Raw genomic sequence first — 23,883 nt, 5'->3', positions numbered from 1 at the left:
ACGCTCTGCACCGCCCCTCGGGGGGCTTCGCCCCCCGAGGGGCTACGCGGCACGCTCTTGACAACGTCAGCGTGGCTGTCGTTCACACCAGCTTCCCTTCGAGAACGGTCGGCCTGCCGCGCAGGAACGTGGCCACCACCCTGCCGGGCAGCGTCATCCCCTCGTACGGGGTGTTCCTGCTCTTCGAGGCGAAGGCGGACGGGTCCACCTCGGTGCGTACGGACGGGTCGTACAGCGTGATGTTGGCCGGCGCGCCCGCCTCCAGCGGCTGACCCTGACCGCCCAGGCGGCCGATGCGCGCGGGCACCACGGACATGCGCTGGGCGACGCCCGCCCAGTCGAGCAGGCCGGTCTCGACCATGGCCTGCTGGACCACGCTGAGCGCCGTCTCCAGCCCGACCATGCCCATGGCGGCGGCCGACCACTCGGTCTCCTTGTCCTCGACCGGGTGCGGCGCGTGGTCGGTGGCGACGATGTCGATCGTGCCGTCGGCCAGCGCGGCCCGCAGCGCCTCGACGTCGGCGCGGGTGCGCAGCGGCGGGTTGACCTTGTAGATCGGGTTGTACGCGCCGACCGGCGACTCCTCGACGAGGTCGTCGGTGAGCAGGAGGTGGTGCGGGGTGACCTCGGCGGTGATGTTCCAGCCCTTGGACTTGGCCCAGCGCAGGATCTCGACGGAACCGGCGGTGGAGACGTGGCAGACGTGCAGCCTGGAGCCGACGTGGGCGGCCAGCAGGCAGTCGCGGGCGATGATCGCCTCCTCCGCCACGGCCGGCCAGCCGGTCAGGCCGAGCCTGCCGGAGACGACGCCCTCGTTCATCTGGGCGCCGGAGGTGAGCCTGGGCTCCTGGGCGTGCTGGGCGATGACGCCGTCGAACGCCTTGACGTATTCCAGGGCGCGGCGCATCAGCACGGCGTCGTCCACGCACTTGCCGTCGTCGGAGAAGACGCGCACGCGGGCGGCCGAGTCGGCCATCGCGCCCAGCTCGGCCAGTTGCCGGCCCTCCAGGCCGACGGTGACGGCGCCGACCGGATGCACGTCGCAGTGCGCGAACTCGCGGCCGAGCCGCCAGACCTGCTCGACGACGCCCGCGGTGTCGGCGACGGGCGAGGTGTTGGCCATGGCGTGCACGGCGGTGTAGCCGCCGCGGGCCGCCGACTGGGTGCCGGTCTGCACGGTCTCGGCGTCCTCCCTGCCGGGCTCGCGCAGGTGCGTGTGCAGGTCGACCAGCCCGGGCAGCGCGATCGCGCCCCCGCCGTCGACGGCCTCCCCGCCGGTCAGCCCGGGTGCGACCTCGGCGATCCGCCCGTTCTCGACGCGGATGTCCACGGCGTCCCCGCCAAGGACCCTGACATTCTTGATGATCATGCTGTGTCTCCCCCGAGCAGCAGGTACAGGACGGCCATGCGGATGGTCACACCGTTGGCGACCTGCTCGACGATCGTGGAGCGCGCCGAGTCGGCCACCTCGGCGGCGATCTCCATGCCCCGGTTCATTGGCCCGGGGTGCATCACGATGGAGTCCTCGGGCATCTTGGCGAACCGGTCGCGGTCGAGGCCGTACCGCCGCGAGTATTCGCGCTCCGAGGGGAAGTAGGCGGCGTTCATCCGCTCCTTCTGCACCCGCAACATCATCACCACGTCCGACTTGGGCAGCACCGCGTCGAGGTCGTAGGAGACCTCGCACGGCCAGGTGCCGATGGACACCGGCAGCAGCGTGGGCGGCGCCACCAGCGTGACCTCCGCGCCGAGCGTGTGCAGCAGCAGCACGTTGGAGCGGGCGACCCGGCTGTGCAGCACGTCGCCGACGATCGTGACCCTGCGCCCTTCGAGGCTGCCCAGGCGGCGGCGCATGGAGAAGGCGTCGAGCAGCGCCTGCGTGGGGTGCTCGTGGGTGCCGTCGCCGGCGTTGACGACGCTGCCGTGCACCCAGTTGGCCAGGCGGTGCGGCGCGCCGGAGGCGCTGTGGCGGATGACGACCGCGTCCGCGCCCATGGCCTCCAGGGTGAGCGCGGTGTCCTTGAGCGACTCGCCCTTGGACACGCTCGACCCCTTGGCCGAGAAGTTGATCACATCGGCGGACAGCCGCTTGGCCGCCGCCTCGAACGAGATCCGGGTACGGGTGGAGTCCTCGAAGAACAGGTTGACCACCGTGCGCCCGCGCAGCGTCGGCAGCTTCTTGATGGAACGTTCCGAGACCCTCGCCAGCTCCTCCGCGGTGTCGAGGATGAGCAGCGCGTCGTCCTTGGTGAGGTCGCCCGCGGAGATCAGATGCCGGTTCACTTGGCGTCCCCCTTCATGAGCAGCACCGCGTCGCGGCCGTCGATCTCCTGCAGGTAGACCTTGACCTTCTCGCTCTTGGCGGTCGGGAGGTTCTTGCCCACGTAGTCGGCGCGGATGGGCAGCTCGCGGTGGCCGCGGTCGACCAGCGTGGCGAGCTGCACGGCCGTCGGGCGGCCGAGGTCGTTGAGCGCGTCGAGCGCGGCGCGCACGGTGCGGCCCGAGTAGAGGACGTCGTCGACGAGCACGACGACCCTGTCGTCGATGCCGTCGGGCGGCAGCTCGGTGCGGCCGAGCGGCCGGGCGGGCTTGAGCCTCAGGTCGTCGCGGTACATCGTGATGTCGATCGAGCCGACAGGCGTCTTGACGCCTTCGAACTGCTCGATGCGCTCGCCGAGCCGGCGCGCCAGCGTCGCGCCGCGGGTCGGGATGCCCAGGAGGACGACGTCACCGGCGCCCTTGGTGCGCTCGAGGATCTCGTGCGCGATCCGGGTCAGCGCCCGATGGATATCTGGGGCCTCAAGCACGGCCCTCGATTCCGACACGGAGTCGGACATGGAACCGGACATGGCGAATCTCACCACCTTTCCCGCCTCACGGGACGGGTCTTAAAAGGGTGTTGGTCGGGACACACAGTACCAGGGGCTACCAGGAACAACGCGCGAGCCCTCCCGTGGCGCGGATTCCCGGCGAGCCGCCGTGTCAACACGCTGCGCGCAGGGCACGTCACCGGAGGTCGGCGTCGCGCACACCCGGGGAGGGGATACCTCAGAGATGACCTTTCATGTCGATTCCGAGGTCGGGCGCCTCCGGCAGGTCCTGCTGCACAAGCCGGACCTGGCGCTCAGGCGGCTCACCCCCACCAACAAGGACGAGTTCCTCTTCGACGACGTGCTGTGGGTTCAGCGCGCGATGGAGGAGCACGAGGAGTTCCAGCAGGTGCTGGACAAGCGCGGCATCCGCGTCTACCTGCTGTCCGACCTGCTCACGGAGACGGTCGACATCCCGGAGGCGCGCAAGCACATCCTCGACGCGGTCATCGACGAGCGCTGGCTCGGCCCCGGGGCCATCGACGACATCCGCAACACGCTCGACGGCATGGACGCGGCGACGCTGCAGGTCTACCTGACCGGCGGCATCACCAAGCGCGAGCTGGTCGCGATGGGCTGCCACCCCGACGACGCGGTGACCTTCCACGCGATGGGCGAGGAGGACTTCATCCTGCCGCCGCTGCCCAACCACCTGTTCACCCGTGACACCTCCTGCTGGGTGTACGACGGCGTGTCGATCAACGCGATGAAGAAGAAGGCCCGCATGCGGGAGACGGTCAACATGGAGGCCGTCTACATGTACCACCCGACGTTCGCCGACGGCTTCAACCGGCCGGGGCAGGGGGGCTACCACTGCTGGATGCCGGGCCAGCCGGTGGCGCCTGCGACCATGGAGGGCGGCGACGTGCTGGTCATCGGCCGGGGCGCGGTGCTGATCGGGATGAGCGAGCGCACGCAGCCGCAGGCGGTCGAGATGCTGGCGCAGCGGCTGTTCAGGGCCGGCTCGGCGACGAAGATCGTGGCACTCGACATGCCGAAGGCGCGGGCGTTCATGCATCTGGACACCGTGATGACGATGCTGGACGTGGGCGTGTTCACCCAGTACGCGGGCCTCGGCATGCTGCCCGCGTACACCATCGAGCCCGGCGAGACGCAGAAGGAGCTCAAGGTCACCGACCACCCGCCGCAGGACATGCACAAGGCGATCGCGCACGCCCTGGACCTGGCCGACATCACGGTCCTGACCCCTGCCCAGGACGTGTCGGCCGCCGAGCGGGAGCAGTGGGACGACGGCTGCAACGGGCTGGCGCTGGAGCCCGGCGTGGTCGTCGCCTACGAGCGCAACACCACCACCAACAACTACCTGCGCGACAACGGCATCGAGGTGATCACGATCAGGGGCAGCGAGCTCGGCAGGGGACGCGGCGGGCCGCGGTGCATGAGCTGCCCCCTTGAGCGAGAGGGCATCTGAGGGATGCGGGTCATCGTCGCGCTGGGCGGCAACGCGGTGCTCAAGCGCGGCCAGCAGCCGGACGCCCACGTGCAGCTGGGCAACGTACGCACGGCCGTCAGGACGCTCGCCAGGCTGGCCGCCGGGCATGAGCTGGTCATCACCCACGGCAACGGCCCCCAGGTCGGCCTGCTGGCCCTGGAGAGCGCCGCGGACCCCAACCTGACCAGGCCCTACCCGTTCGACACGCTCGGCGCGCAGACGCAGGGCATGATCGGCTACTGGATGCAGCAGGCCCTGCAGAACGCGCTGCCGGGCAGGCAGGTCCTCGCGATGGTCACGCAGACGCTGGTGACGGCCGTGGACCCGGCCTTCGACCACCCGGCCAAGTTCGTCGGCCAGGTCTACGGGCGGGAGGAGGCCGAGAAGCTGGCCGGCGAGTACGGCTGGACGGTCGCGCAGGACGGCTCGCACTGGCGGCGCGTCGTGCCCTCCCCCACCCCGCGGCGCGTGGTCGAGACGCGGCTGATCCGCCAGATGATCCGCGAGGGCGTGGTCGTGATCTGCGCGGGCGGCGGCGGCATCCCGGTCGTACGCGACGAGCACGGCCGGCTGACCGGCGTCGAGGCGGTCATCGACAAGGACCTGACCGCCTCGATGCTGGCCGAGGCGCTCGAATGCGACGCGTTCCTGAGCCTGACCGACGTGCCGCGCGTCATGCGGGCCTTCGGCACGCCGCACCAGACGGAGATCGCCCACACCACGCCGCACGAGCTGCGGGCCATGGACTTCCCCGACGGGTCGATGGGGCCGAAGGTGGAGGCCGCGTGCCGGTTCGTCGAGACGACCGGCGACATGGCCGCCATCGGGAAGCTGGACGAGGCCGAGCGCATACTCGACGGCTCAGCGGGCACGATCGTCACACCCAACGGCAGGTGGCCGCTGACGAGCACCCTGTAGGGGGTGTCCGATGACACTGGCGCAACGGCTCTTCCGTACCAAGCCCACCGAGCGGATCGTGGCCGAGGGCGGGCACGACCTGCCGCTGGCGATCATCCTGTCACTGGCCATCGTGACCGCCGTCTACGTGCTGGTGGCCCTCGCCGCCGTCGGGGCGATGCCGTGGACGGACTTCGACGCCGAGGGCACCGAGGCCGGCCTGGCCAGCATCGCCGACCTGGCCGCCGGGGCGACCTGGCCGGGCCTGATCGTGTCGTTCGGCGCGGTGATCGCCATCGCCAGCGTCGTGCTCACGGTCATCTACGGCCAGACCTGCATCCTGTTCGCGATGTCCCGCGACGGGCTCATCCCCCGCGTCTTCCAGCGGGTCAACCCGCGCCACCAGGTGCCCGTCGCCAACACCCTCATCGTCGCCCTGTTCATCTCGGTGCTGGCCGGGCTGATGCCGCTCGGCCAGCTCGCGGAGGCGACCAGCATCGGCACGCTGTTCGCCTTCGCCATCGTGAACGTCGGCGTGCTCGTCCTGCGCCACCGCAGCCCCGAGCTGCCGCGCAGCTTCCGCACCCCGCTCTTCCCCGCCACGCCGGTGCTCGGCGCGATCTTCTGCGTCATCGTGATGGCGGGCCTGGCCGGGGTCACCTGGCTGGCGTTCGGGTTGTGGATGCTGGTGGGCCTGATCTGCTACTTCCTGTACGGCTACGGCCATTCGCGGCTGAATGCCGAGGTGACCTGAATGAAGCTCGACAACGTGCTGGCGGGCTACATCCCCGGGTCGCGGGGCAAGGACGGGCTGGCGCTGGCCGTACTGCTCAGGGACCAGGCGCACGGGCGCCTGACGGTGGCGGCCGTGCAGCCGCCCGCCTGGTCCCCGCCCGGGCCCGCCAGGGCAGATCTGAGCGCCTGGCGCGCCTACCTTGAGGAGCAGGCCGACGCGACGCTCGCGCAGGCCCGCGAGCTGGCGGGCGAGGACGCCGACTACGTGGTCCACACCAACAAGGGCAGCGGGCGCGGGCTGGTGGAGCTGGCCCGCAAGCGGGGCGCGGACGTCGTGGTGATCGGCTCGGCGCCGCGCGGCGGGAGGGACCGCATCACCGTCGGCAGCACCGCCGACCAGCTCCTGCACTCCTCCTCCGTCCCCGTCCTGCTCGCCCCGCGCGGCTACGGCGACAAGCCGCCCGCCGCCTTCGACCGCCTCACCGTCGGCTACCGCCGCGGCCCCGGCTGCGACGCCGCGGTCAGGGACGCCGCCAGGGCGGCGGTCTCGCTCGGCGTCCCGCTGCGGCTGGTCACGCTGGTGATCAGCAGCGCCAGGCGCGCGAAGGTCGAGGAGGAGATGCTGGTACGCCTGCGCGACCAATCGGCGGCCGACCTGCGAACCGTGGCGCGCGGGCCGCGGCGGCGACTGCCGGTGGAGGTCGAGGTGCTGGAGGGCCGCAACGTCGCCCAGGCACTCGGCACGACCTCATGGCTCCCCGGCGAGATGATCATATGCGCTTCGAGCAACACCGGGCCACTCAGGCGGGTCTTCCTCGGCGACACCTCGATCAAGATCGTACGTGCCTCGACCTGCCCAGTCATGATTCTCACCCGCGAAACCTGACTGCGGGGAGTCACTCGTCAAACTCTGACGAAGTACTGTTAGCAGTGGGACATGAGGGGCGTTTGTTGCGTTCCCTCCCGGACCGGATTCGGCATCTTTTTTCCAATCAGCTTGACCTTAGGCGTCCACCCCTTTACCGTCACTGTGCGTAACCACACCGCGCGGCGTTCTGGGGTAAACCCAGGGCCATGGCTACCGTTGGTGCCGAGCATGGCACCTCACCCCCCGGTGGCTCGGGCATTCGCCGCAAGGGAGCACAATCTACTGAGAGCGATACATACGAGAGCCGGGGGGCCACACGATGCCGTCTGAGTACGCAAAGTCGCTGGGTGCACGACTCCGCGCCATCCGCACCCAGCAGGGCCTGTCCCTGCATGGAGTCGAAGAGAAGTCCCGCGGCAGGTGGAAAGCCGTAGTCGTGGGCTCATATGAGCGTGGCGACCGAGCGGTGACCGTGCAGAAGCTTGCCGAGCTTGCCGACTTCTACGGGGTGCCCGTCTCCGAGCTGCTGCCGGGCGGAGCCGCGCCCAGCCCGCTCGGGCCGACACCCAAGCTTGTGATCGACCTGGAGCGCCTTGCGACGCTGCCGAAGGAGAAGGCGGGGGCGCTGGCCCGGTACGCCGCCACGATCCAGAGCCAGCGTGGTGACTACAACGGCAAGGTCCTGTCGATCCGCCAGGAGGACCTGCGCTCCCTGGCGGTGATCTACGACAAGTCGCCGACTGAGCTGACCGAGGAGCTCATCAGCTGGGGCGTCCTCGACGCCGAGGCCCGGCGAGCAGTCGAGTCGTTCTGAGGGCGCCTGAACCGAGGCGGTTCCTGACCTGAGGTTCGCCCGGCCTGGAGGCCACCCTGGTCGCCCGCTCGTGAGGCCTCCTGCGCCGGTTCGAGGGCTCGCCGCACCCCTGGCGAGCCCTTCGGCCTTCACCCCATCGCGTAACGCTCACTGAGGGGACGGCAGGAAGCGCCGCCACCAAGCGCGGCGGCGTCGGCCTGGCCCCTGCCGCGCCATCGCCCTGTGGCGCGCTCGAAGCGACCCCGCACCCCGGAATGGTGCTGTCCAGCGGGGGTCGCACGACTCGCGGGGGTCGCACGCTTGAGCGCGGGTTGCGCTCAGGAAGGTCGCGGGTGGTTGGGGTCGTCAGCCGGCCAGGGGGACGTCCACGGGGAGTTGGGGTTGGGCGGGGACGCCGAGGAGGTCTTCGACCGTGGAGACGAACGTCTCCGCCTCGGCCAGGATCTCGTCGGCGTCCGCCGCGCTGACTCTGCTGACCATGCCCGCCTCCGCGGCGGCGCGCTTGGCGGCGCTCACCGAGAAGTAGGCGGCCCACTCGGCCAGGTGCGGCTCGGCCTCGGGCAGCAGCTCCCACGCACTGCGCAGGCGACGCCTGCGGCCCTCCATGGGACGAGGCCGGGCGGCCAGGATCGCCGCCGCCGCTCGAAGGGCTGCCAGGTGTGCTGCCACATATCGGGATGCCGGGGTGCGAGCGCTCGTCGCCTCCGCCAGGCAGGAACGTGAATCGGTCAAGTGTGCCCGAACCGCAGGCGACAGCCGGGGCCCGGGTGTGTCTCTAGGCCTTGGTGCCATCTTGCGCGCCTCCTTGGAGTCGTGGGCGGCCGCCGGCGTCTCCGCCGGTGGAGCCAACACTTGCAGACCCCACCGACATTTCCGCCGGGCTGGCCGGACGAGGAGCTTCCCCTCACCCCGTCCGGCCAGGACACGCCCGCTCGTCTCCGCCGACGACGAGGACGCACCCTTCGCCCGTGGGCCTGGCCGCGGGCGATCGCTTGGGGAAGCGAACGGCCCGCGGCCAGGTCCTGGTGACGTTGAGCCGCGAGCCTCACCGTCACTAGGTCGAACATAATTTCGATCACCTTTGGTGTCAACCAGTTCCACGAACACAGGTTCGATGACCATGAAGTGAAATGACCGACACACACGGGGATAGCACGATGTTCACCCGACTGCACCATCCGCCATCGCCGCGTCCGCACCGCCGCAAGAACGCGCGGCCTGGGGCGGGAGAGGTGCGGGGTGCTGACGGCACAGGCGGCGTGACAATGCGGGCGGCATGACAACGCGGGTCGCATGGGCGGCAGCCATAAGAGCGCAGGCATGGGTGGGCCGTCGCCGCGCGGTAGGGAGCGGCGACGGCCGGTGGTTTCAGGGGGGTGTCAACGTGGTGGTGGTCATGAGGCGGAGATGGCCCCCGACGGGCACAGGGTCACGGCGCGGCGGACTCCGTCCTCCAGCTCCTCCGGCGGCACCTGCTGCAGGAGCACGACCGTACCCTCATCCTCGCTCTGATCGAACACCTCCGGCACCGTCAGCGCGCACATGCCCGCCCCGATGCACACCGTCGTATCCGCCTTGATTTCCATCGTGACCTACCAAGTGACAGGGAGGCGGTGCACTCCATAGATGCTCATGTCCGAGCGCATCGGCACCTCCTCGGGTGTTACGGCCAAGCGTAGGCCAGGGAAGCGGCGCAGCAGCGCGGGGTACCCGATGCGCATCTCGGCGCGGGCGAGCTGCTGGCCGAGGCACTGGTGGATGCCGTGGCCGAAGGTCAGGTGCCCGCCGGCGGGCCTGGTGACGTCGAGCGCGTCGCCGTCGGCGAAGCGGGAGGGGTCGCGGTTGACGGTGGGCAGGTGGATGCCGACCGTTTCGCCCGTCTTGATGAGGTTGCCCTCGATCTCGACATCCTCCAGGGCGGTCCTGAACGGGCCGAGGTGGATGATCGTGAGGTAGCGCAGCAGCTCCTCCACGCCGTTGTCCACCACCGACGGGTCGTCCCGCATGGCGGCGAGCTGGTCGGGGTTCGTGAGCAGCGCGTACGTCCCCAGCCCCAGCATGTTCGCGGTCGTCTCGTGCCCGGCCACCAGCAGCAGGAACGCGACCCCGGTCAGCTCGTCGTCGTCGAGTTCCCCGCTCTCGATGAGCCCGCCGAGCAGGTCGTCGGCCGGCTCCTTGCGCTTGCGCCCGATCAGCCCGTACAGGTACGCCATGACCCGCCCCAGCGCCGCGATCGCGTCGTCGGCCTTGGTCTCCAGGTTGACCAGGATCTTGGAGTCCTGCTGGAACTGCGCACGGTCCTCGTACGGCACCCCGAGCAGCTCGCAGATCACCAGCGACGGGATCGGCAGCGCGAACGCCTGCACGAGGTCCACGGGCCCGCCGGAGGCGGCCATCTCGTCCAGGCAGGCGTCGGCGATCTCCGCGATCCTGGGCTCGAGCATCTTCATCCGGCGCACGGTGAACTGCCCGGTGAGCAGCTTGCGGTAACGCGTGTGCTCGGGCGCGTCCATGCGCAGGAAGAACCCGGGCGGCATCCGGAACTCCTGCTTCTCCGTGAACCTCATCCTGGCCGGGATCGGCGGGTGCATCGTCTCCGGCCGGTTGCTGAAGTGCGGGTGCGCCAGCACCGCGCGGGCGGCCGAGTAGCCGGTCACCAGCCAGCCGAGATGGCCGTCGGCGTACCTCATTCGGTGCATAGGCGCCTGTTGTCGCAGCCGCGTGACCTCGTCTGGCGGGTCGAGCGGCCGCTGGCGGGCGGTGGGATACGTGACTTCGGACATGCTGCGGGTCCTTTCCTCGCTTGGCTCCCAGAAAACATCAACCGTTGCAAAATTTCAACCGATGAAAAACCTATATGCGTGCAGTATAGTTCCGGCATGGTGGGACTGCGGGAGCGCAAGAAGCAGCGCACGCGCCGGGCGCTGATCGAGGCGGCGCTCCGGCTGTTCGACGAGAAGGGGTTCGAGGAGACGACGCTCGCGGAGATCGCCGCCGCGGCCGACGTGTCGACGCGCACGTTCTTCAGCTACTTCGCGAGCAAGGAGGACGTCGTCTTCTACGACACGCATGAGCGGATAGAGCTGGCTCTTTCGACGCTGGCGAACAAGGCGGCCGGGCAGTCGCCGGCCGACGTGCTGGTCAGGTTCATCGAGGACAGCTTCGTGTGGTCGGCCGCGCACGAGGAGCTCACGTTCGAGGACGCGGAGGTGCGGCTGCGGCTCATCATGACGGAGCCGACGTTGCAGGCCAAGGCGTTGCTGGTGCTGTTCGACAGCCAGCTCAGGCTGGCGCGGGCGCTGCACGACGCGTACCCGGACAAGCTGGACCCGACCGAGGCGGCGGCGGCGGTGGGGGCGTTGGTCGGCGCGGTGAAGCTGGCGGTGATGGTCAACATGGAGCACGATCGGTCGCTGGAGGAGATGTGGGCCACGGCCCGCCGCGGGGCCGAGGTCGCGGTGCGGGGGCTGAGCTCCCTCTGCTAGGCAGGTACGGCGCGCATTTGAGAAGCTGTCCCCTCGGAGCTGGAGAGGAGAGCGGATGGCGGGGAGCGGTCGAGGGCAGCCGGTCGGCTTCGTCCTGCTCGCGCTGGGGCCGATCTTGGCGGCGGCGTACGCGGCCGTCAACCACGTCGCCATCCGGACGGCAGTGCAGGCGCAGATCGCGGGCCCGGAGTGGGAGGGGGGCCGGGTGGACGCCGACGGGATGACGGCGGTCGGCGTGGACACGTGGCGGCTGGTCTGGTGGACGGCCCTGTTCGTGGGGGTGGTGGCGGTGGCCTTCGTGCTGATCGGCGTGCTGCTACGGCGGCGCGGCCGGGGCCGCACGCTCCTCCTCGTGTTCTCCGGTGTCCTGATCGTGCCGTACGCCGTCGGGTTCCTCGTCGCGCTCATCAACCCCGTGAAGGGCCTCGGGGGGCTCTACGACGTTCCCGACTTCGTCGACGGCGTTCCCCCATGGCAGCCGGGCACGGCCTTCATCCTGCTCGCGGCCGGGCTGGCGCAGGCCGTCGGCCTGACGATGGCGGCCGGTGCGGGCAGGCGCCAGGCGGCGGCCGGCCAGGAGGGCACGCGAAGCACGCCGTCAGGGTCCGGACGCCCCTAGGGTGGATCTGGCAGGTCAACGGGTCCCGGCATGGGCAGAGGCCGGCGTTCGCCGCAAGGAGGCACTTTCATGTCAGTCGCGCACATAACCTCTCCGGTCAGTGGCCCCTGCGGGGACGACGACTGCGGGATCCGCGACGTGCTCGACCGGATCGGCGACAAGTGGACGGTGCTGGTGATAGTGGAGCTGGCCAAGGGGGTTCGGCGGTTCGGGGAGTTGCATCGGGCGATTCCCGGCATCTCCCAGCGCATGCTGACCTTGACGACACGGCAGTTGTGCCGTGACGGGCTGGCCGAGCGGACCGCGTACCCGACGATCCCGCCGCAGGTCGAATACCGGCTGACGCCGATGGGCCGCAGCCTCGCCGAGGCCATCGAGCGCCTGGCCGGCTGGTCGCGCGAGCACAAGGACGCCATCGCGGACGCCCGCGAGCACTGGGACGCGGCTCACTAGGGCGGCGCGGGTCCGACCAGGCGGTCCAGCCCTGCCGGGCGCGATCGCGGTCCACGACACCCGGCACGACAGCACCCGCCGCTCAGGGACGCTTGAACTTGCCTCGGACGTAGACCGGCACGCCCTTGCCGAGCATCCCCGGCAGGACCTGTGCCACGTTCATCGGCATCCGCACACAACCATGCGAAGCCGGATAGAGCGGCACCGACAGTGCCCCGTGGAAGGCGATCCCGCCGTTGAAGAAGATCGGGTTGTAGAGCTGCCCGAGATAGGACTTGTGCCAGCCGCTCGTGCGCCACGTCGTCTTGTAGTTGCCCGTCGGCGTGCCGGCCGAGCCGCAGAACCGCTGCTGCTTGCCCTGCCACGTCGCCGTCTCGCAGTACGGGATGCCGCTCCCGGACGACACGTGGGTGATCAGCTCCACCTCGCCGTCGACGTACAGGACCATGATCTGCTTCGTCAGGTTGACCTCGGCCCGCGTCGGCTTGCCGTTCTTGACCAGGACCTTGGGCGACTTCGGGGTCTCCAGGGCGGCCCAGGTGCGGTTGGCGATCTTGCTCGTCGGCTTGATGCCGTTGACCTTCTGGAACGCCCACACGGCCGCCAGCGTCGTCCCCCCGTACTTGCCGTCGGCCTTGCCGGGACGGTAGCCGAGCTCGGTGAGGCGCTTCTGCATCCACTTGACGTCTTCGCCCTTGGCGCCGAGCTTGAGCGTCTTGCGCGGCGCGACGACCGTGGCCGTGGCGGCCGGGCCGGACTGGGCGGCCGCCGCCGTGCTCGCCTGGGTGGCGGCGGGGATCACCGACGTCGCGACCGGCGAGGACCGCGCGGGCGCCTGCGTGCCGCAACCCGTGAGAACGACGGCGCCAGCCGTCAGGAGAGCAGCCACCCCGGGCAGCCGTCGAGCCCCCACCAGTACCACCTCTCATACCATTTACGAACAGATCAGTGGACCCTACACCACTCACCATGAACCGGTAATCAAGCGGTCAACTTGTTTAGAGTGTCTTCATGCCTGAGAAGTTGTTGCCGGCGAATGCCGTTGTCGTGGAATCCGCACTGCGCGAACTGGGGGCGAACGGCGAGATCGTCGTACTGCCGGAGAAGGCGCCCACGGCCGCGACCGCCGCCGCCCAGCTGGGGTGCGAGGTCGGGGCCATCGCCAACAGCCTGATCTTCGAGGCGGACGGCGCGCCGCTGCTGGTGCTGACGAGCGGGGCGCACCGCGTGGACGTGGAGCTCGTCGCCCGCACGGCAGGAGTCCAGCGGGTACGCCGTGCGACCCCGGAGTTCGTCAGGGCCGCCACCGGCCAGCCCATCGGCGGCGTCGCCCCGGTCGGGCACCCGGCGCCGGTCCGGACCCTGGTGGACAACTGGCTGAGCAAGCACGAGGTGGTGTGGGCGGCCGGAGGGCATCCGCTGACGGTGTTCCCGACGACGTTCGACGAGCTGGTGCGCATCACCGGGGGCGTCCCTGTGGACGTCGAGTAGTGTGCGACGGGTGATCGAGTTTCGCGGAGCGGGTCCGGCCGAGTTCACCGAGCGGCTGGAGACGGTGATCGACATCTACACGGCGGCCATGAACCCGCCCGAGGACCAGATCAACGGCCGCAAGACCATCATGCGAAATCACGGGACATATCCCCATTTCCAGTGTTATTTCGCGGAATTGCGCGATTCGTCCCCTTCTCTTCCCGACCTCGAACCCAAACAGGACGTCGAACTCAAAGACGTGGAGCCGAAAATCGTCGGCTTCGCGTACGGCTTCCGCGGCGCACCCGGGCAGTGGTGGCACGACGTGGTCCTCAGGGCACTGACGGAGCGGGCCGGCCGGGAGGCGGCCAACGCCTGGCTGGGACACGCGTTGGAACTGGCCGAGATCCACGTCCACCCCGACTACCAGGGCAAGGGCATCGGCCGCGCCATGATCCGGACGCTGTGCGCGGGCCGCCACGAACGCTCGGCCGTCCTGTCCACACACGACCAGCCCACGGCCGCCCGCCACCTCTACGCCAGCATGGGCTTCACGGACCTCCTGACCAGGTTCGTCTTCCCGGGGGGCTACGAGGAGTACGCGATCGTGGGCCGCCCGCTCCCCCTGCCCTGACCATCACGCCTGATACTCACGTGACTCGTGGGTTTACCGTGCATGACCATGGGCATCATCCATTACAGAAAGTAACTGACCTTTTACCCGTCGGCTACTATCCCCTACCCGTCACCCGCCCGGTCCCCCTGCGGGCGGGTGACGGGCCCCTGGCCGGGAGACGGTGTATCGGCCCCGGTCAATGCTTCTGGAACCCGCTTGTCCGGCCCAGTTGCGGCGTGGCAGCAGCTGTCCCTCCCCCGGTCAACGCTTTTGAACCACTTGTCCGGCCCACGTTGCGGCGTGGCAGCGGCTGTCCCTTGCCCGGTCAACGCTTTTGAACCACTTGTCCGGCCCACGTTGCGGCGTGGCAGCGGCTGTCCCTTGCCCGGTCAACGCTTTTGAACCACTTGTCCGGCCCACGTTGCGGCGTGGCGGCGGCCCGCCCTGTGCGGGTCAGCGGGCGTCTTCCTGGAGGCCATCAGCGCTGGTCGGCGGGTGGTGTGCCGTTGGCTCCGCCGTACAGGATGGGGGTTGGGGTTTTCGGGGGGAGACAGCGATGGGGGTTGGGGTTTTCAGGGGGAGACAGCGACTTCGAGGCGCTGGAAGACCTCGCGGGAGGCGCTGGAGCGGTTGAAGGTGATGAAGTGGATGCCCGGCGCGCCCTCCGCGAGCAGCCGCTGGCACAGCGCCGCCCCGTGGTCGATGCCCAGCCGCCGCACCGCCGCCGGGTCGTCGGCGACGGCCTCGAAGCGGGCCGCCACGTCCGGCGGGAACGGCGCCCCCGACAGCTGCTCCGACCGCGCGATCGTGCTCATCTGGGTGACCGGCATGATGCACGGGATGATCGGCGTCTCGCACCCCTCGGCCGCCACCCGATCCCGCAGCCGCAGATAGTCGTCGGCCTGGAAGAACATCTGCGTGATCGCGTAGTCGGCCCCCGCGCGGCACTTGCGCACGAAGTATTCGGTGTCGGACTCGATGGACGGCGAGCGCGGATGCTTGTAGGGGAACGCGGCCACGCCGACGCAGAAGTCGCCCGCCTGCCTGATCAGCCGCACCAGTTCCTCGGCGTAGAGCACGCCCTCGGGGTGCCGCACCCACTCGGCCGCCGGGTCACCAGGGGGGTCGCCGCGGACGGCCAGGATGTTGCGCACCCCGGCGTCGGCGAAGCGCCCCACCAGGTGGCGCAGCTCGCGTACTGAGTGGTTGACCGCGGTGAAGTGCGCCACGGGGGTGAGCGTGGTGGCGTGGGCGATCCGCTCGACGATGTCGACCGTGCGATCGCGCGTGGTGCCCCCGGCGCCGTAGGTCACCGACACGAACGTCGGCCGCAGCGACTCCAGCTCCCTGATCGCCCGCCAGAGCTGCCGCTCGCCCTCGTCGGTCTTCGGGGGGAAGAACTCGAAGGAGAACGTACGGCCACCGGCGGCGAGCATGTCGCGGACGGTGGGAACACGATCGGGCCGGATGGAGGGTCGACCAAGCGCCATGGCCCCAAGGCTACAGGTACCCGCCCGAGGCGGGACTACAGCGCTGGTCGAGCCTCGGGCTCCGGCAGCGGACCGGGCAAGGGTCACATCGGCGGGACCGGCGGCTACAGAGGCACCTGGAGATCGAAGCTCATCCACCCGGCCACTACCCTCAAGGCATGACCACTGACGCCGCCGGCATGGACGCCCTGCGCACGCGGGTCGAGCACGCCCTCGGAGAGTTCGTCGAACGGCGGTTGCCCGCCACCGGCGACACCGAGTTCGCGCCGCTGCGCACGTTCGCCGCCGAGTTGCTGTCCGGCGGCAAGCGGCTGCGTCCGGCGTTCTGTTACTGGGGCTGGCGCGGCGCGGGCGGCACGGACGTGCCGGAGATCTTCACCGCGGCGGCCTCGCTGGAGCTGCTGCAGGCCAGCGCGCTGGTGCACGACGACGTGATGGACAAGAGCGACCTGCGCCGGGGCATGCCGTCGGCGCACCGCCGCTTCCAGGCGATGCACGAGAAGTCCGGCTGGTACGGCTCCGCCCCCCAGTTCGGCGAGGGCGCGGCGATCCTGCTGGGCAACCTGCTGCTGATCTGGTCGGGCGAGATGTGGCGCACCAGCGGCCTGCCGCGCGAGTCGCTGGAGGCGGCCCAGCCCGTGCACGACCACATGCGCACCGAGTTGATGTGCGGGCAATACCTCGACCTGCTGGAACAGGCGCACGGGGAGAACACGTTCGACTCGGCGCTGCGGGTGGCGCTGTACAAGAGCGGCAAATACTCGGTGGAGCAGCCGCTCAGGCTCGGGCTGGTGCTCGCGGGAGCGGAGCTCGCGCCGTGGATGGACGAGCTGTGCACCGGGTACGGCACGCGGGTCGGGATCGCGTTCCAGCTTCGCGACGACATCCTGGGGGTGTTCGGCGACCCTGCGCAGACGGGCAAACCCGCCGGGGACGATCTGCGTGAGGGCAAGCGGACGATGCTCGTGGCCCGTACTCTCGTGGCCGCCTCCCCTGACGACGCGGCGACCGTGCGGCGGTTGCTCGGGGATCCTGGGCTGGACGAGAGCGGGGTGGAGACGCTGCGGCGGATCATCGACGACACGGGCGCGCTCCAGGAGTGTGAGGACTTGATCGGCGACTACCTGGGCGATGCGCTGGCCGCCCTCGACGAGGCGCCTGTCACGCCGGAGGCCCGCGCCGCCCTGACCGAACTGGCCATCGCCGCCACCTCCCGCAAAACCTGACCGGCCCGGACCCACGACACCCCGCTGCGTCCCGCCCGCCCCGGACGCACGCCGCTGCGGGCAGTTGCAGGGGCCGACCGGGCGTCGCGCACCGCGTCCGAGGCCGGCCGGGCGGTCGCGCGTCGTGTGCAGGCCCACCGGCCGACGCGTGTGCCGGGCAGCGCTGATCGGCTTTGCGGGCATGCTCGACTCACATTTCGGCGGACCGCCGTGGAGGCACCCACGTGTGTGGGCGGGTGCCTCCGTGTGTCAGTGCGGTGACAGGCGCTTGGCGAACTCCGCCGCGGCCGCCCCCGGGTCGTCCGCGTCGGTGATCGCGCGTACCACCACCACCCGGCTCACCCCGTACGACATGACCTCGTCGAGGTTGTCGAGGGAGATGCCGCCGATCCCGAACCACGGCCGCGCGACGCCCAGCGACGCCGCGTGCCTGAGCAGCGGCGGGCCGGGAGCGGGGCGGCCGGGCTTGGTGGGCGTGGGCCAGATGGGGCCGCAGCAGAAGTAGTCGACGCCCTCCTCCACGGCCGCGGCGGAAGCCTCGGCGGCGGAGTGGGTGGACCGTCCGATGACGATGTCGTCGCCGAGTATCTCTCGCGCGACCGTCACAGGAAGGTCGTCCTGCCCCAGGTGGAGCACGTCGGGCCGGGCGGCGTAGGCGAGATCCGCCCGGTCGTTGACGGCCAGCAGCTTGCCGTGCCGGTCGCAGGCGTCGCGGAAGACCTCGAGGAGCGCGAGCTCTTCGCGCGCCTCCAGGCCCTTCTCGCGCAGCTGGACGATGTCCACGCCGGCGGCCAGCACCGAATCGAGGAACTCTGCCAGGTCGCCGCGGTCGCGGCGGCCGCCGGTGCAGAGATAGAGGCGGGCCTCAGAAAGCGAGGGCTTGGGCACGCCGCTTGACCTCGGTATGACGGCCGGCCTTGATCGCCTGGATGGGCGACCCCGGCAGGGACTCGTCGGGGGTGAAGAGCCAGCGCAGCGACTCGACATCGTCGTAGCCGGCATCCAGCAACACGGTCAGCGTGCCGGGCAGGCCCTTCATCACGTCCTTTCCATCCAGGAACACCGCGGGCACCTGAGGCCCGCCGCTCCCCCGGCGCACGCCGAGGAGCTTGTGATCCTTGAGGAGTTGCTTGGCCCGCCCTATTGAAAGGTCCAGGCGCGAGGCCACTTCGGGGAGAGTGAGCCACTCGTCTACGAGCTGGTCGGTCTCCCGGTCGATCTGTGCAACAGAAAGCGTCACGAAACCACAACTACCACATGCCGTCCTTGCTCAAACAACACAATCCCGTAGGGAGACTTCTGGATCTACCAGGCGTTCCGCGTCGAGACGATGGCCTGCGTCGATGATCCTACGCCCCTGTACGAGGTCGCGCGGCCGGTCCACGGCGAGCACCGCGGCGAGGGCGTCGTCGGCCGTGAGCCAGACGGCCGACCACTTGCCCTCGGGATCGCCGCGGTGGATGAGGCGCTCGCCCGCCGGATGGTGACCGGCGTATTGCACCATGTGCCCGAACTGCTCCGACCAGAAGTACGGAACGGGATCGTACGCGACGTCCTCCCCCAGCAGGCTGGCGGCGGCGACCTCGGGGGCGTTGAGTGCGGTGTCCCAGTGTTCGACCCTGAGCCTGGTCTGCCAGCGGCGCGACCACCAGGCGGCGCAGTCTCCGACGGCGACCGTGTTCGGCAGCGAGGCGCGCAGGTGCTCGTCGGTGACAACGCCGTTGTGGAGGTCGATGTCGGCGCCGGTGAGCCATTCGACGGCCGGGCGCACGCCGATGCCGGTGACCACCACGTGCGCCTCGACGAACTCACCCCCCACCAGCCGCACGCCGCCCTCGTCCACGGAGTCGACCATGGTGTCGAGCCGCAGGTCGATGCCGTCGTACCAGCGCTGGGTTTGGGCGCCGAGCTCGGTGCCGAGCGCGGTGGCGAGCGGCGTGGGACCCGCCTCGATCACCGTCACCACGCACCCGGCGCGGCGGGCGGCGGTGGCCACCTCCGCCCCGATCCATCCGGCGCCGATGATCGCGACGCGGACGCCCGGGACCAGCATGGCTCTGAGCTCGTGGGCGTCGTCGATGGTCCGCAGCACGTGCTGGGGGCCGTCGCCGGGCAGTGTGATCGGCTCGGCTCCGGTGGCGATGACCAGGCCGTCGTAGCCGAGCTCGCCCTCGGTCGTCTCCACGACGCCGCGGCGCAGGGCCTTGGCGCTGACGCCGGGCCAGAAGTCGACCTCGAGCGCGTCCAGGTCGGTGTCGATGTAGCTGGTGTCGGCGTCGCCGAGCAGCACGGCCTTGGACAGGGGCGGGCGATCGTAGGGGTGGTGGCGCTCCTGGCCCATCAGCGTGATCCTGCCGCTGAATCCTCGTCCGCGCAGCGCCTCCACCGTGCGCAGTCCGGCCAGTCCCGCTCCTACCACCACGACATGGTTCACGTTCATGACCATAACGGGGGCGGTGTCTGGATGTGGCACCGAGGCCGTAGGCTGGGGTCGTAAGACGCGCGGGAGTCCGGCCGTTACCGGGCTGAGAGGAAGGCTTCACCGGGCCTTCGACCGCAAGACACCTGATCCGGATCATGCCGGCGAAGGGAGCGCATGTGGACGTGATCGTGGGTGGCGGGGTCGTCGGGCTGTCGATCGCCTGGCGGCTGGCTCGCGACGGGCGGCCGGTCACTCTGGTGGACCCGGCCCCGGCCTCGGGGGCCTCGCACGCGGCCGCGGGAATGCTGGCTCCGGTCAGCGAGGTCACCTATACGGAGGCGCCGCTGCTGCGGCTGGGGGTGGCCTCGTTGCGCCGCTGGCCCTCCTTCGCCGCCGAGCTGGCGGCCGACGCCGGGTTCGGGGCCGACGACGTTCTCGGTGAAGGGTTCGGCATCGGCGAAGCGGCCCGGGCGGGGCTGGATCTGCGGGCGGAGGGGACGCTCGACGTGGCGTTCGGGGCCGACGATCTCGCGGCGCTGGACGAGCTGGCGGCGTTCATGGACAAGCTGGCGCTGCCGGTCGAACGGCTGACCGGGCGCGAATGCCGCCGCCTGGAGCCCATGCTGGCCCCCTCCGTGCGCGGTGGGCTGCTGGCGCCCGGCGACGCCTGGGTGGACCCGCGCCGCGTGACGGCCGCGCTGCTCGCGGCCCTGGACCGGCTGGGCGTGCCGCTGGTGCGGGCGCGCGCGACCGAGCTCCTGCGCGACGGCGGCCGGGTCGTCGGGGTACGCCTGGCGCCATCCGGAGACCGCGACGCCCGGGCCGCCGGTGACGTGCCGTCGGAGATGCGAGCCGATCAGGTGATCCTGGCGGCCGGGGTCTGGAGTGCCGAGCTGGCCGACGTGCCCGTCCGGCCGGTGAAGGGGCAGATCATGCGGTTGCGTTCCGCGCGGCCGCTGCTCACCCGGTGTGTGCGGGGCACCGTGCACGGCGCGTCCGTCTACCTCGTGCCCCGGGGCGACGGCGAGCTGGTGGTCGGGGCCACTCAGGAGGAGATGGGGTTCGACACCAGGGTGACGGCGGGCGGGCTCTACGAGCTGCTGCGCGACGCCAGGGAGCTGGTGCCGGGGGTGACCGAGCTGGAGGTCGCCGACGTGGTGGCGGGGCTGCGGCCTGGGACGCCGGACAACCTGCCGCTCATCGGCCCCAGCGGGACGCCGGGGCTCACACTGGCCACCGGGCATTACCGGGGCGGCGTGCTGCTGGCTCCGCTCACGGCGGCCCTCGTGGCAAGCGCAGTGGCAGGCATTCCGGCGGGCGTGCCGGGCGGAGCAGGCGGGCTGGTGGGAGATGGCGTGCTGGGCGAAGAGGGTGAGCTGGCGGCGTTGTGCTCGCCGGGGAGATTTCGGGAAACTTCATGATTGTGATGATCAACGGGGCCGCGCACGAGGTGGCCGACGGGCTTACCGTGGCGCAGGCCGTACGGACTTTGACCTCGGCCACCACCGGAGTGGCCGTGGCCGTGAACGACGAGGTGGTCGCGCGGAGCTCGTGGGAGACGACGGTGCTCGGCGACAGCGACCGCGTGGAGGTTCTGACGGCGGTGCAAGGTGGATGATCTGATCATCGCCGGGGAGAAGTTCTCCTCCCGGCTCATCATGGGGACCGGTGGCGCGCCCTCGCTGGAGGTGCTCGACCAGGCGCTGGCCGCGTCCGGGACCGAGTTGACCACGGTGGCCATGCGGCGGCTCGACCCCGGCTCGCGCGGCTCCGTACTGGACGTGCTGCGCGAGCGGGACATCAAGGTGCTCCCGAACACGGCGGGCTGCTTCACCGCGGGCGAGGCCGTGCTGACGGCGCGGCTGGCCAGGGAGGCGCTGGGCACCGGCTGGGTCAAGCTGGAGGTCATCGCCGACGAGCGCACGCTGCTGCCGGACCCGATCGAGACGTTTGACGCGGCCGAGCGGCTGGTGGCGGACGGGTTCGTGGTGCTGCCGTACATCGGCGACGATCCGGCGCTGGCGCGGCGGCTGGAGCAGGCGGGCTGCGCGGCCGTGATGCCTCTGGGCGCGCCGATCGGCTCCGGGCTGGGCATCCGCAACCCGCACAACATCGAGCTGATCGTGGAGGCAGCCTCGGTGCCGGTGATCCTCGACGCGGGCATCGGCACCGCCAGCGACGCCGCGCTGGCGATGGAGCTGGGCTGCGACGCCGTACTGCTGGCCACGGCGGTCACCAGGGCGCAACGGCCCGATCTCATGGCGGCGGCCATGAAGGCGGCCGTGGCGGCGGGACGGCTGGCGCGCCAGGCGGGCCGCATCCCACGCAGGCGCTACGCCGAAGCATCCTCACCGATGACCCCCTGACAACCCATCCGACCATGGCGCAGCACCCCGGCCGCGGCGCTGCCGGCGGGCTCGTGGCGCCGCGCCGGAGCGTGTTCGACGTGACGCAGGCAGGGCTATGTCCGCTTCGGCGGGGGTCGTAACGTTCCAACGGGAACGTCTCCGCATCGGTTTCGGGCGGTCAGGCCCTGCCAGTGGCAAAACGCCCGTAAACTCTGCGGGGTGGATACGACGACTGCGGACCCCCTGGTCGGGCGGCTCCTCGATGGGCGCTACCGCATCGAGAGCCGGATCGCCCGGGGCGGTATGGCGACCGTCTACCTGGCGCTGGACATCCGGCTCGACCGGACGGTGGCGCTGAAGGTCATGCACCGTTCGCTCGCCGAGGATCCGGCCTTCGTCAGGAGGTTCATCGGCGAGGCCAAGTCGGTTGCCAGCCTCTCTCACCCCAACGTCGTGCACGTCTTCGACCAGGGCACCGACAACGACATCGTCTACCTGTCGATGGAATACGTGCCGGGCAAGACGCTGCGCGACATCCTGCGCGACCGCGGCAGGCTGCCTGCCCGCGAGGCGCTCGAGATCATGATCCCGGTGCTCGCCGCCCTCGGCGCGGCCCACCAGGCCGGGATGGTCCACCGCGACGTGAAGCCGGAAAACGTCCTGATGACCGACGACGGCCGGGTCAAGGTGGTCGACTTCGGGCTGGCCAGGGCCATCGAGGCGACCAACCAGACCCGTACGGGCGTGATGATCGGCACGATCGGCTACATGTCGCCCGAGCAGGTCACCACGGGCGGCGCCGATGTGCGCAGCGACGTCTACGCCGCGGGCATCATGCTGTTCGAGCTGGTCACCGGGCAGCAGCCGTATGACGGCGAGACCCCGATGTCGGTGGCCTACCGGCACGTGCACGACACGGTGCCGCGGCCGTCGTCCGTGGTTCCCGAGGTGCCGCCGCTGATCGACACGCTGGTGGCGCACGCGACGGCCCGTGAGCCGCACGACCGCCCCGCCGACGCGACCGCGATGCTGGTGGCGGCCGTCGACGCGCACCGGATGTTGCCGCGGATGACCAATCCCCCGGCGTCGCACTCCCAGCCGCACGTCATGACGGCCTCCGCGGCCCCGTCGATGCCGCGACCCGCCCCCGCCCACACGATGGTCCAGCCGCGGGTGGAGGTGCCGGCCCGGCGCGGGTTCAGGCCCAACTGGTTCCTGGTGACGCTCGCCGCCGTGATGGTGGTGGCGGTCGCGCTGACCGGCTGGTACTTCGCCCAGCCCGAGTTGGTCTCCGTTCCCCGGCTGGTCGGCAAGAACCTGGCGCTGGCCGAGAAGAACGCCGCCGCGGCCGGCTTCGTCGTGAAGACGGCCGCGGGCCAGAACGACGAGAAGGTGGCCGAGGGCCTGGTTCTCAGCACCGACCCGGCCGAAGAGACCCAGGTGGAGAAGGGCGCCACGATCACGCTGGTGCCCTCGCTCGGGCCCAAGCGCGTGGTCGTGCCCGACACGACGGGCATGACGGGCAACGACGCCCGCGCCACGATCGCCAAGGCCGGGCTGACCGTGGGCGCGGTCAAGCGGCTGGCCAACCTGCAGGTCGAGCGCGACAAGGTGATCCGCACCTCGCCGCAGAACGGCGAGAAGGTGAAGGAGGGCGCGAAGGTCGACATCTTCGTCAGCGCCGGGCTGGTCATGCCCGACGTCGCCGGCATGCCGAAGGACGAGGCCGCCGCGTACCTCGGCGGGCAGGGCTTCCAGGTGCAGGTCAACGAGGTCGACGACGACGCAGAGCCGTGCACGGTCATCGCCCAGGCGCCGAAGGCGAAGTCCGAGGTGGACAAGGGCGCACCGGCCATGATCACGGTGGCCCGGTGCCAGACGGACTTCTTGGACTGGTTCCGTGGCGGCGACAACCAGGCCGGCGACGACCAGCAGTTCAGCCTGGTTCCCCAGGTGATCGGCAAGGACGTCAGGGACGCGCAGAGGGAGTTGCAGGCGCTGGGGTTCCGGGTGCGGGTGCAGCGGCTCGGCAACGGTGGTGTGGTGCAGTACCAGCGGCCGTTGCCCAACAGCGAGCGCCCGGCCGGCAGCACCGTCTACCTCTGGCACTGACG

26 protein-coding genes and 1 riboswitch are annotated in these 23,883 nt (G+C 70.5%); of the genes, 15 read left to right on the top strand and 11 right to left on the bottom strand.

Translation table 11 applies throughout. From position 1 onward, the window contains the following. Nucleotides 1-82: 82 nt before the first annotated feature. The 3 genes from ACFLIM_RS01340 to pyrR are packed head-to-tail and all read right to left on the bottom strand — an operon-like array spanning nt 83 to nt 2,849. The gene (locus tag ACFLIM_RS01340) at nt 83-1,369 is read right to left on the bottom strand and encodes a dihydroorotase (RefSeq protein ID WP_393160957.1); all 1,287 of its coding nucleotides are present in this window, start codon (nt 1,367-1,369) and stop codon (nt 83-85) included. Next, the gene (locus tag ACFLIM_RS01335; RefSeq protein WP_393160955.1) at nt 1,366-2,283 is read right to left on the bottom strand and encodes an aspartate carbamoyltransferase catalytic subunit; all 918 of its coding nucleotides are present in this window, start codon (nt 2,281-2,283) and stop codon (nt 1,366-1,368) included. The genes ACFLIM_RS01340 and ACFLIM_RS01335 overlap by 4 nt, the downstream gene beginning before the upstream one ends. Further along, a complete protein-coding gene (gene pyrR, locus ACFLIM_RS01330; RefSeq protein ID WP_393160953.1) occupies nt 2,280-2,849 on the bottom strand; it encodes a bifunctional pyr operon transcriptional regulator/uracil phosphoribosyltransferase PyrR in 570 nt (189 codons plus the stop codon). The genes ACFLIM_RS01335 and pyrR overlap by 4 nt, the downstream gene beginning before the upstream one ends. 205 nt (nt 2,850-3,054) lie before the next feature. Here pyrR and ACFLIM_RS01325 point away from each other — a divergent pair, with 205 nt between their 5' ends. The 5 genes from ACFLIM_RS01325 to bldD all read left to right on the top strand — a co-directional run bounded on the left by ACFLIM_RS01325 (nt 3,055) and on the right by bldD (nt 7,637). Then, the gene (locus tag ACFLIM_RS01325; RefSeq protein WP_393160951.1) at nt 3,055-4,302 is read left to right on the top strand and encodes an arginine deiminase; all 1,248 of its coding nucleotides are present in this window, start codon (nt 3,055-3,057) and stop codon (nt 4,300-4,302) included. Nucleotides 4,303-4,305: 3 nt separating this feature from the next. Beyond that, on the top strand, nt 4,306-5,241 hold the full coding sequence (gene arcC, locus ACFLIM_RS01320) for a carbamate kinase (RefSeq protein WP_393160949.1): 936 nt from the start codon (nt 4,306-4,308) through the stop codon (nt 5,239-5,241). A 10-nt stretch (nt 5,242-5,251) separates the two neighbouring features. Continuing rightward, nucleotides 5,252-5,974, top strand: a complete 723-nt coding sequence (locus ACFLIM_RS01315) for an amino acid permease (RefSeq protein ID WP_393160947.1) — start codon at nt 5,252-5,254, stop codon at nt 5,972-5,974. Next, nucleotides 5,975-6,841, top strand: a complete 867-nt coding sequence (locus tag ACFLIM_RS01310) for a universal stress protein (protein ID WP_393160945.1) — start codon at nt 5,975-5,977, stop codon at nt 6,839-6,841. Nucleotides 6,842-7,142: 301 nt separating this feature from the next. Further along, nucleotides 7,143-7,637: a transcriptional regulator BldD gene (gene bldD, locus ACFLIM_RS01305; RefSeq protein WP_049574916.1), complete on the top strand. Its 495-nt coding sequence runs from the start codon at nt 7,143-7,145 to the stop codon at nt 7,635-7,637. Between the two features lie 345 nt (nt 7,638-7,982). Here the strand turns inward: bldD and ACFLIM_RS01300 are convergent, their stop codons facing one another. The 3 genes from ACFLIM_RS01300 to ACFLIM_RS01290 all read right to left on the bottom strand — a co-directional run bounded on the left by ACFLIM_RS01300 (nt 7,983) and on the right by ACFLIM_RS01290 (nt 10,420). After that, nucleotides 7,983-8,429, bottom strand: a complete 447-nt coding sequence (locus tag ACFLIM_RS01300; RefSeq protein ID WP_393160943.1) for an SAV_6107 family HEPN domain-containing protein — start codon at nt 8,427-8,429, stop codon at nt 7,983-7,985. Between the two features lie 602 nt (nt 8,430-9,031). Continuing rightward, nucleotides 9,032-9,223, bottom strand: a complete 192-nt coding sequence (locus ACFLIM_RS01295) for a ferredoxin (RefSeq protein ID WP_393160941.1) — start codon at nt 9,221-9,223, stop codon at nt 9,032-9,034. A gap of 6 nt (nt 9,224-9,229) precedes the next feature. Continuing rightward, the gene (locus tag ACFLIM_RS01290) at nt 9,230-10,420 is read right to left on the bottom strand and encodes a cytochrome P450 (RefSeq protein ID WP_393160939.1); all 1,191 of its coding nucleotides are present in this window, start codon (nt 10,418-10,420) and stop codon (nt 9,230-9,232) included. Nucleotides 10,421-10,516: 96 nt separating this feature from the next. Here ACFLIM_RS01290 and ACFLIM_RS01285 point away from each other — a divergent pair, with 96 nt between their 5' ends. The 3 genes from ACFLIM_RS01285 (at nt 10,517) to ACFLIM_RS01275 (ending at nt 12,194) form a co-directional block, all read left to right on the top strand. Beyond that, a complete protein-coding gene (locus ACFLIM_RS01285; protein WP_393160937.1) occupies nt 10,517-11,122 on the top strand; it encodes a TetR/AcrR family transcriptional regulator in 606 nt (201 codons plus the stop codon). Nucleotides 11,123-11,177: 55 nt separating this feature from the next. Beyond that, nucleotides 11,178-11,741 (top strand): hypothetical protein, encoded by a 564-nt coding sequence (locus ACFLIM_RS01280; protein ID WP_393160935.1) that lies wholly within the window; start codon nt 11,178-11,180, stop codon nt 11,739-11,741. Between the two features lie 69 nt (nt 11,742-11,810). Continuing rightward, a complete protein-coding gene (locus tag ACFLIM_RS01275) occupies nt 11,811-12,194 on the top strand; it encodes a winged helix-turn-helix transcriptional regulator (protein ID WP_393160933.1) in 384 nt (127 codons plus the stop codon). 82 nt (nt 12,195-12,276) lie between these two features. On the opposite strand, the gene ACFLIM_RS01270 is transcribed toward ACFLIM_RS01275, so the two are convergent. Continuing rightward, nucleotides 12,277-13,107, bottom strand: coding sequence for a L,D-transpeptidase family protein (locus tag ACFLIM_RS01270; protein WP_393160931.1), 831 nt, complete (start codon nt 13,105-13,107; stop codon nt 12,277-12,279). Between the two features lie 98 nt (nt 13,108-13,205). On the opposite strand from ACFLIM_RS01270, the gene ACFLIM_RS01265 reads away from it, so the two are divergent. Both ACFLIM_RS01265 and ACFLIM_RS01260 read left to right on the top strand, forming a co-directional pair. Then, the gene (locus ACFLIM_RS01265; RefSeq protein WP_393160929.1) at nt 13,206-13,685 is read left to right on the top strand and encodes a YbaK/EbsC family protein; all 480 of its coding nucleotides are present in this window, start codon (nt 13,206-13,208) and stop codon (nt 13,683-13,685) included. A 10-nt stretch (nt 13,686-13,695) separates the two neighbouring features. Beyond that, complete coding sequence (locus tag ACFLIM_RS01260) at nt 13,696-14,301, top strand: GNAT family N-acetyltransferase (RefSeq protein WP_393160927.1); 606 nt, start codon at nt 13,696-13,698, stop codon at nt 14,299-14,301. A 554-nt stretch (nt 14,302-14,855) separates the two neighbouring features. On the opposite strand, the gene metF is transcribed toward ACFLIM_RS01260, so the two are convergent. Next, on the bottom strand, nt 14,856-15,773 hold the full coding sequence (metF, locus tag ACFLIM_RS01255) for a methylenetetrahydrofolate reductase [NAD(P)H] (protein WP_393160925.1): 918 nt from the start codon (nt 15,771-15,773) through the stop codon (nt 14,856-14,858). A 158-nt stretch (nt 15,774-15,931) separates the two neighbouring features. Here metF and ACFLIM_RS01250 point away from each other — a divergent pair, with 158 nt between their 5' ends. Beyond that, entirely contained in the window at nt 15,932-16,999 is a 1,068-nt protein-coding gene (locus ACFLIM_RS01250) for a polyprenyl synthetase family protein (RefSeq protein WP_393160923.1), read from the top strand. 249 nt (nt 17,000-17,248) lie between these two features. Here ACFLIM_RS01250 and thiE read toward each other — a convergent pair whose 3' ends face one another. Genes thiE through ACFLIM_RS01235 form a run of 3 tightly spaced genes read right to left on the bottom strand, consistent with a single transcriptional unit; the run spans nt 17,249 to nt 19,439 of the window. After that, a complete protein-coding gene (gene thiE / locus ACFLIM_RS01245; RefSeq protein ID WP_393160921.1) occupies nt 17,249-17,887 on the bottom strand; it encodes a thiamine phosphate synthase in 639 nt (212 codons plus the stop codon). Further along, the gene (locus ACFLIM_RS01240; RefSeq protein WP_393160919.1) at nt 17,865-18,239 is read right to left on the bottom strand and encodes an Rv2175c family DNA-binding protein; all 375 of its coding nucleotides are present in this window, start codon (nt 18,237-18,239) and stop codon (nt 17,865-17,867) included. Before ACFLIM_RS01240 ends, thiE begins: the two co-directional genes overlap by 23 nt. Before the next feature lie 30 nt (nt 18,240-18,269). Further along, nucleotides 18,270-19,439, bottom strand: coding sequence for an NAD(P)/FAD-dependent oxidoreductase (locus ACFLIM_RS01235; protein ID WP_393160917.1), 1,170 nt, complete (start codon nt 19,437-19,439; stop codon nt 18,270-18,272). A gap of 52 nt (nt 19,440-19,491) precedes the next feature. After that, nucleotides 19,492-19,608: riboswitch (TPP riboswitch) on the top strand. Here ACFLIM_RS01235 and ACFLIM_RS01230 point away from each other — a divergent pair. The 4 genes from ACFLIM_RS01230 to pknB all read left to right on the top strand — a co-directional run bounded on the left by ACFLIM_RS01230 (nt 19,577) and on the right by pknB (nt 23,881). Continuing rightward, the gene (locus tag ACFLIM_RS01230; RefSeq protein ID WP_393160915.1) at nt 19,577-20,842 is read left to right on the top strand and encodes an FAD-dependent oxidoreductase; all 1,266 of its coding nucleotides are present in this window, start codon (nt 19,577-19,579) and stop codon (nt 20,840-20,842) included. It overlaps the preceding riboswitch by 32 nt. Beyond that, complete coding sequence (gene thiS / locus ACFLIM_RS01225; RefSeq protein ID WP_393160913.1) at nt 20,839-21,039, top strand: sulfur carrier protein ThiS; 201 nt, start codon at nt 20,839-20,841, stop codon at nt 21,037-21,039. Before ACFLIM_RS01230 ends, thiS begins: the two co-directional genes overlap by 4 nt. Next, on the top strand, nt 21,032-21,787 hold the full coding sequence (locus ACFLIM_RS01220) for a thiazole synthase (RefSeq protein WP_393160911.1): 756 nt from the start codon (nt 21,032-21,034) through the stop codon (nt 21,785-21,787). Before thiS ends, ACFLIM_RS01220 begins: the two co-directional genes overlap by 8 nt. 201 nt (nt 21,788-21,988) lie before the next feature. Beyond that, the gene (gene pknB / locus ACFLIM_RS01215; RefSeq protein WP_393160909.1) at nt 21,989-23,881 is read left to right on the top strand and encodes a Stk1 family PASTA domain-containing Ser/Thr kinase; all 1,893 of its coding nucleotides are present in this window, start codon (nt 21,989-21,991) and stop codon (nt 23,879-23,881) included. Nucleotides 23,882-23,883: the final 2 nt, after the last annotated feature.

The organism is Nonomuraea marmarensis, assembly GCF_043197025.1.
Lineage (GTDB): Bacteria > Actinomycetota > Actinomycetes > Streptosporangiales > Streptosporangiaceae > Nonomuraea > Nonomuraea marmarensis.
The sequence above is the reverse complement of the archived record's forward strand: the minus strand, read 5'-3'. Positions and strand labels throughout refer to the sequence as shown.

What these genes read in the sequence shown, in the direction of transcription:
- ACFLIM_RS01340 (WP_393160957.1), bottom strand. Translation starts at nt 1,369, where the DNA reads ATGATCATCAAGAATGTCAGGGTCCTTGGCGGGGACGCCGTGGACATC.
- pyrR (WP_393160953.1), bottom strand. Translation starts at nt 2,849, where the DNA reads ATGTCCGGTTCCATGTCCGACTCCGTGTCGGAATCGAGGGCCGTGCTT.
- ACFLIM_RS01325 (WP_393160951.1), top strand. Translation starts at nt 3,055, where the DNA reads ATGACCTTTCATGTCGATTCCGAGGTCGGGCGCCTCCGGCAGGTCCTG.
- arcC (WP_393160949.1), top strand. Translation starts at nt 4,306, where the DNA reads ATGCGGGTCATCGTCGCGCTGGGCGGCAACGCGGTGCTCAAGCGCGGC.
- ACFLIM_RS01315 (WP_393160947.1), top strand. Translation starts at nt 5,252, where the DNA reads ATGACACTGGCGCAACGGCTCTTCCGTACCAAGCCCACCGAGCGGATC.
- ACFLIM_RS01310 (WP_393160945.1), top strand. Translation starts at nt 5,975, where the DNA reads ATGAAGCTCGACAACGTGCTGGCGGGCTACATCCCCGGGTCGCGGGGC.
- bldD (WP_049574916.1), top strand. Translation starts at nt 7,143, where the DNA reads ATGCCGTCTGAGTACGCAAAGTCGCTGGGTGCACGACTCCGCGCCATC.
- ACFLIM_RS01300 (WP_393160943.1), bottom strand. Translation starts at nt 8,429, where the DNA reads ATGGCACCAAGGCCTAGAGACACACCCGGGCCCCGGCTGTCGCCTGCG.
- ACFLIM_RS01295 (WP_393160941.1), bottom strand. Translation starts at nt 9,223, where the DNA reads ATGGAAATCAAGGCGGATACGACGGTGTGCATCGGGGCGGGCATGTGC.
- ACFLIM_RS01290 (WP_393160939.1), bottom strand. Translation starts at nt 10,420, where the DNA reads ATGTCCGAAGTCACGTATCCCACCGCCCGCCAGCGGCCGCTCGACCCG.
- ACFLIM_RS01285 (WP_393160937.1), top strand. Translation starts at nt 10,517, where the DNA reads ATGGTGGGACTGCGGGAGCGCAAGAAGCAGCGCACGCGCCGGGCGCTG.
- ACFLIM_RS01280 (WP_393160935.1), top strand. Translation starts at nt 11,178, where the DNA reads ATGGCGGGGAGCGGTCGAGGGCAGCCGGTCGGCTTCGTCCTGCTCGCG.
- ACFLIM_RS01275 (WP_393160933.1), top strand. Translation starts at nt 11,811, where the DNA reads ATGTCAGTCGCGCACATAACCTCTCCGGTCAGTGGCCCCTGCGGGGAC.
- ACFLIM_RS01265 (WP_393160929.1), top strand. Translation starts at nt 13,206, where the DNA reads ATGCCTGAGAAGTTGTTGCCGGCGAATGCCGTTGTCGTGGAATCCGCA.
- metF (WP_393160925.1), bottom strand. Translation starts at nt 15,773, where the DNA reads ATGGCGCTTGGTCGACCCTCCATCCGGCCCGATCGTGTTCCCACCGTC.
- ACFLIM_RS01250 (WP_393160923.1), top strand. Translation starts at nt 15,932, where the DNA reads ATGACCACTGACGCCGCCGGCATGGACGCCCTGCGCACGCGGGTCGAG.
- ACFLIM_RS01235 (WP_393160917.1), bottom strand. Translation starts at nt 19,439, where the DNA reads ATGAACGTGAACCATGTCGTGGTGGTAGGAGCGGGACTGGCCGGACTG.
- ACFLIM_RS01230 (WP_393160915.1), top strand. Translation starts at nt 19,577, where the DNA reads ATGCCGGCGAAGGGAGCGCATGTGGACGTGATCGTGGGTGGCGGGGTC.
- thiS (WP_393160913.1), top strand. Translation starts at nt 20,839, where the DNA reads ATGATTGTGATGATCAACGGGGCCGCGCACGAGGTGGCCGACGGGCTT.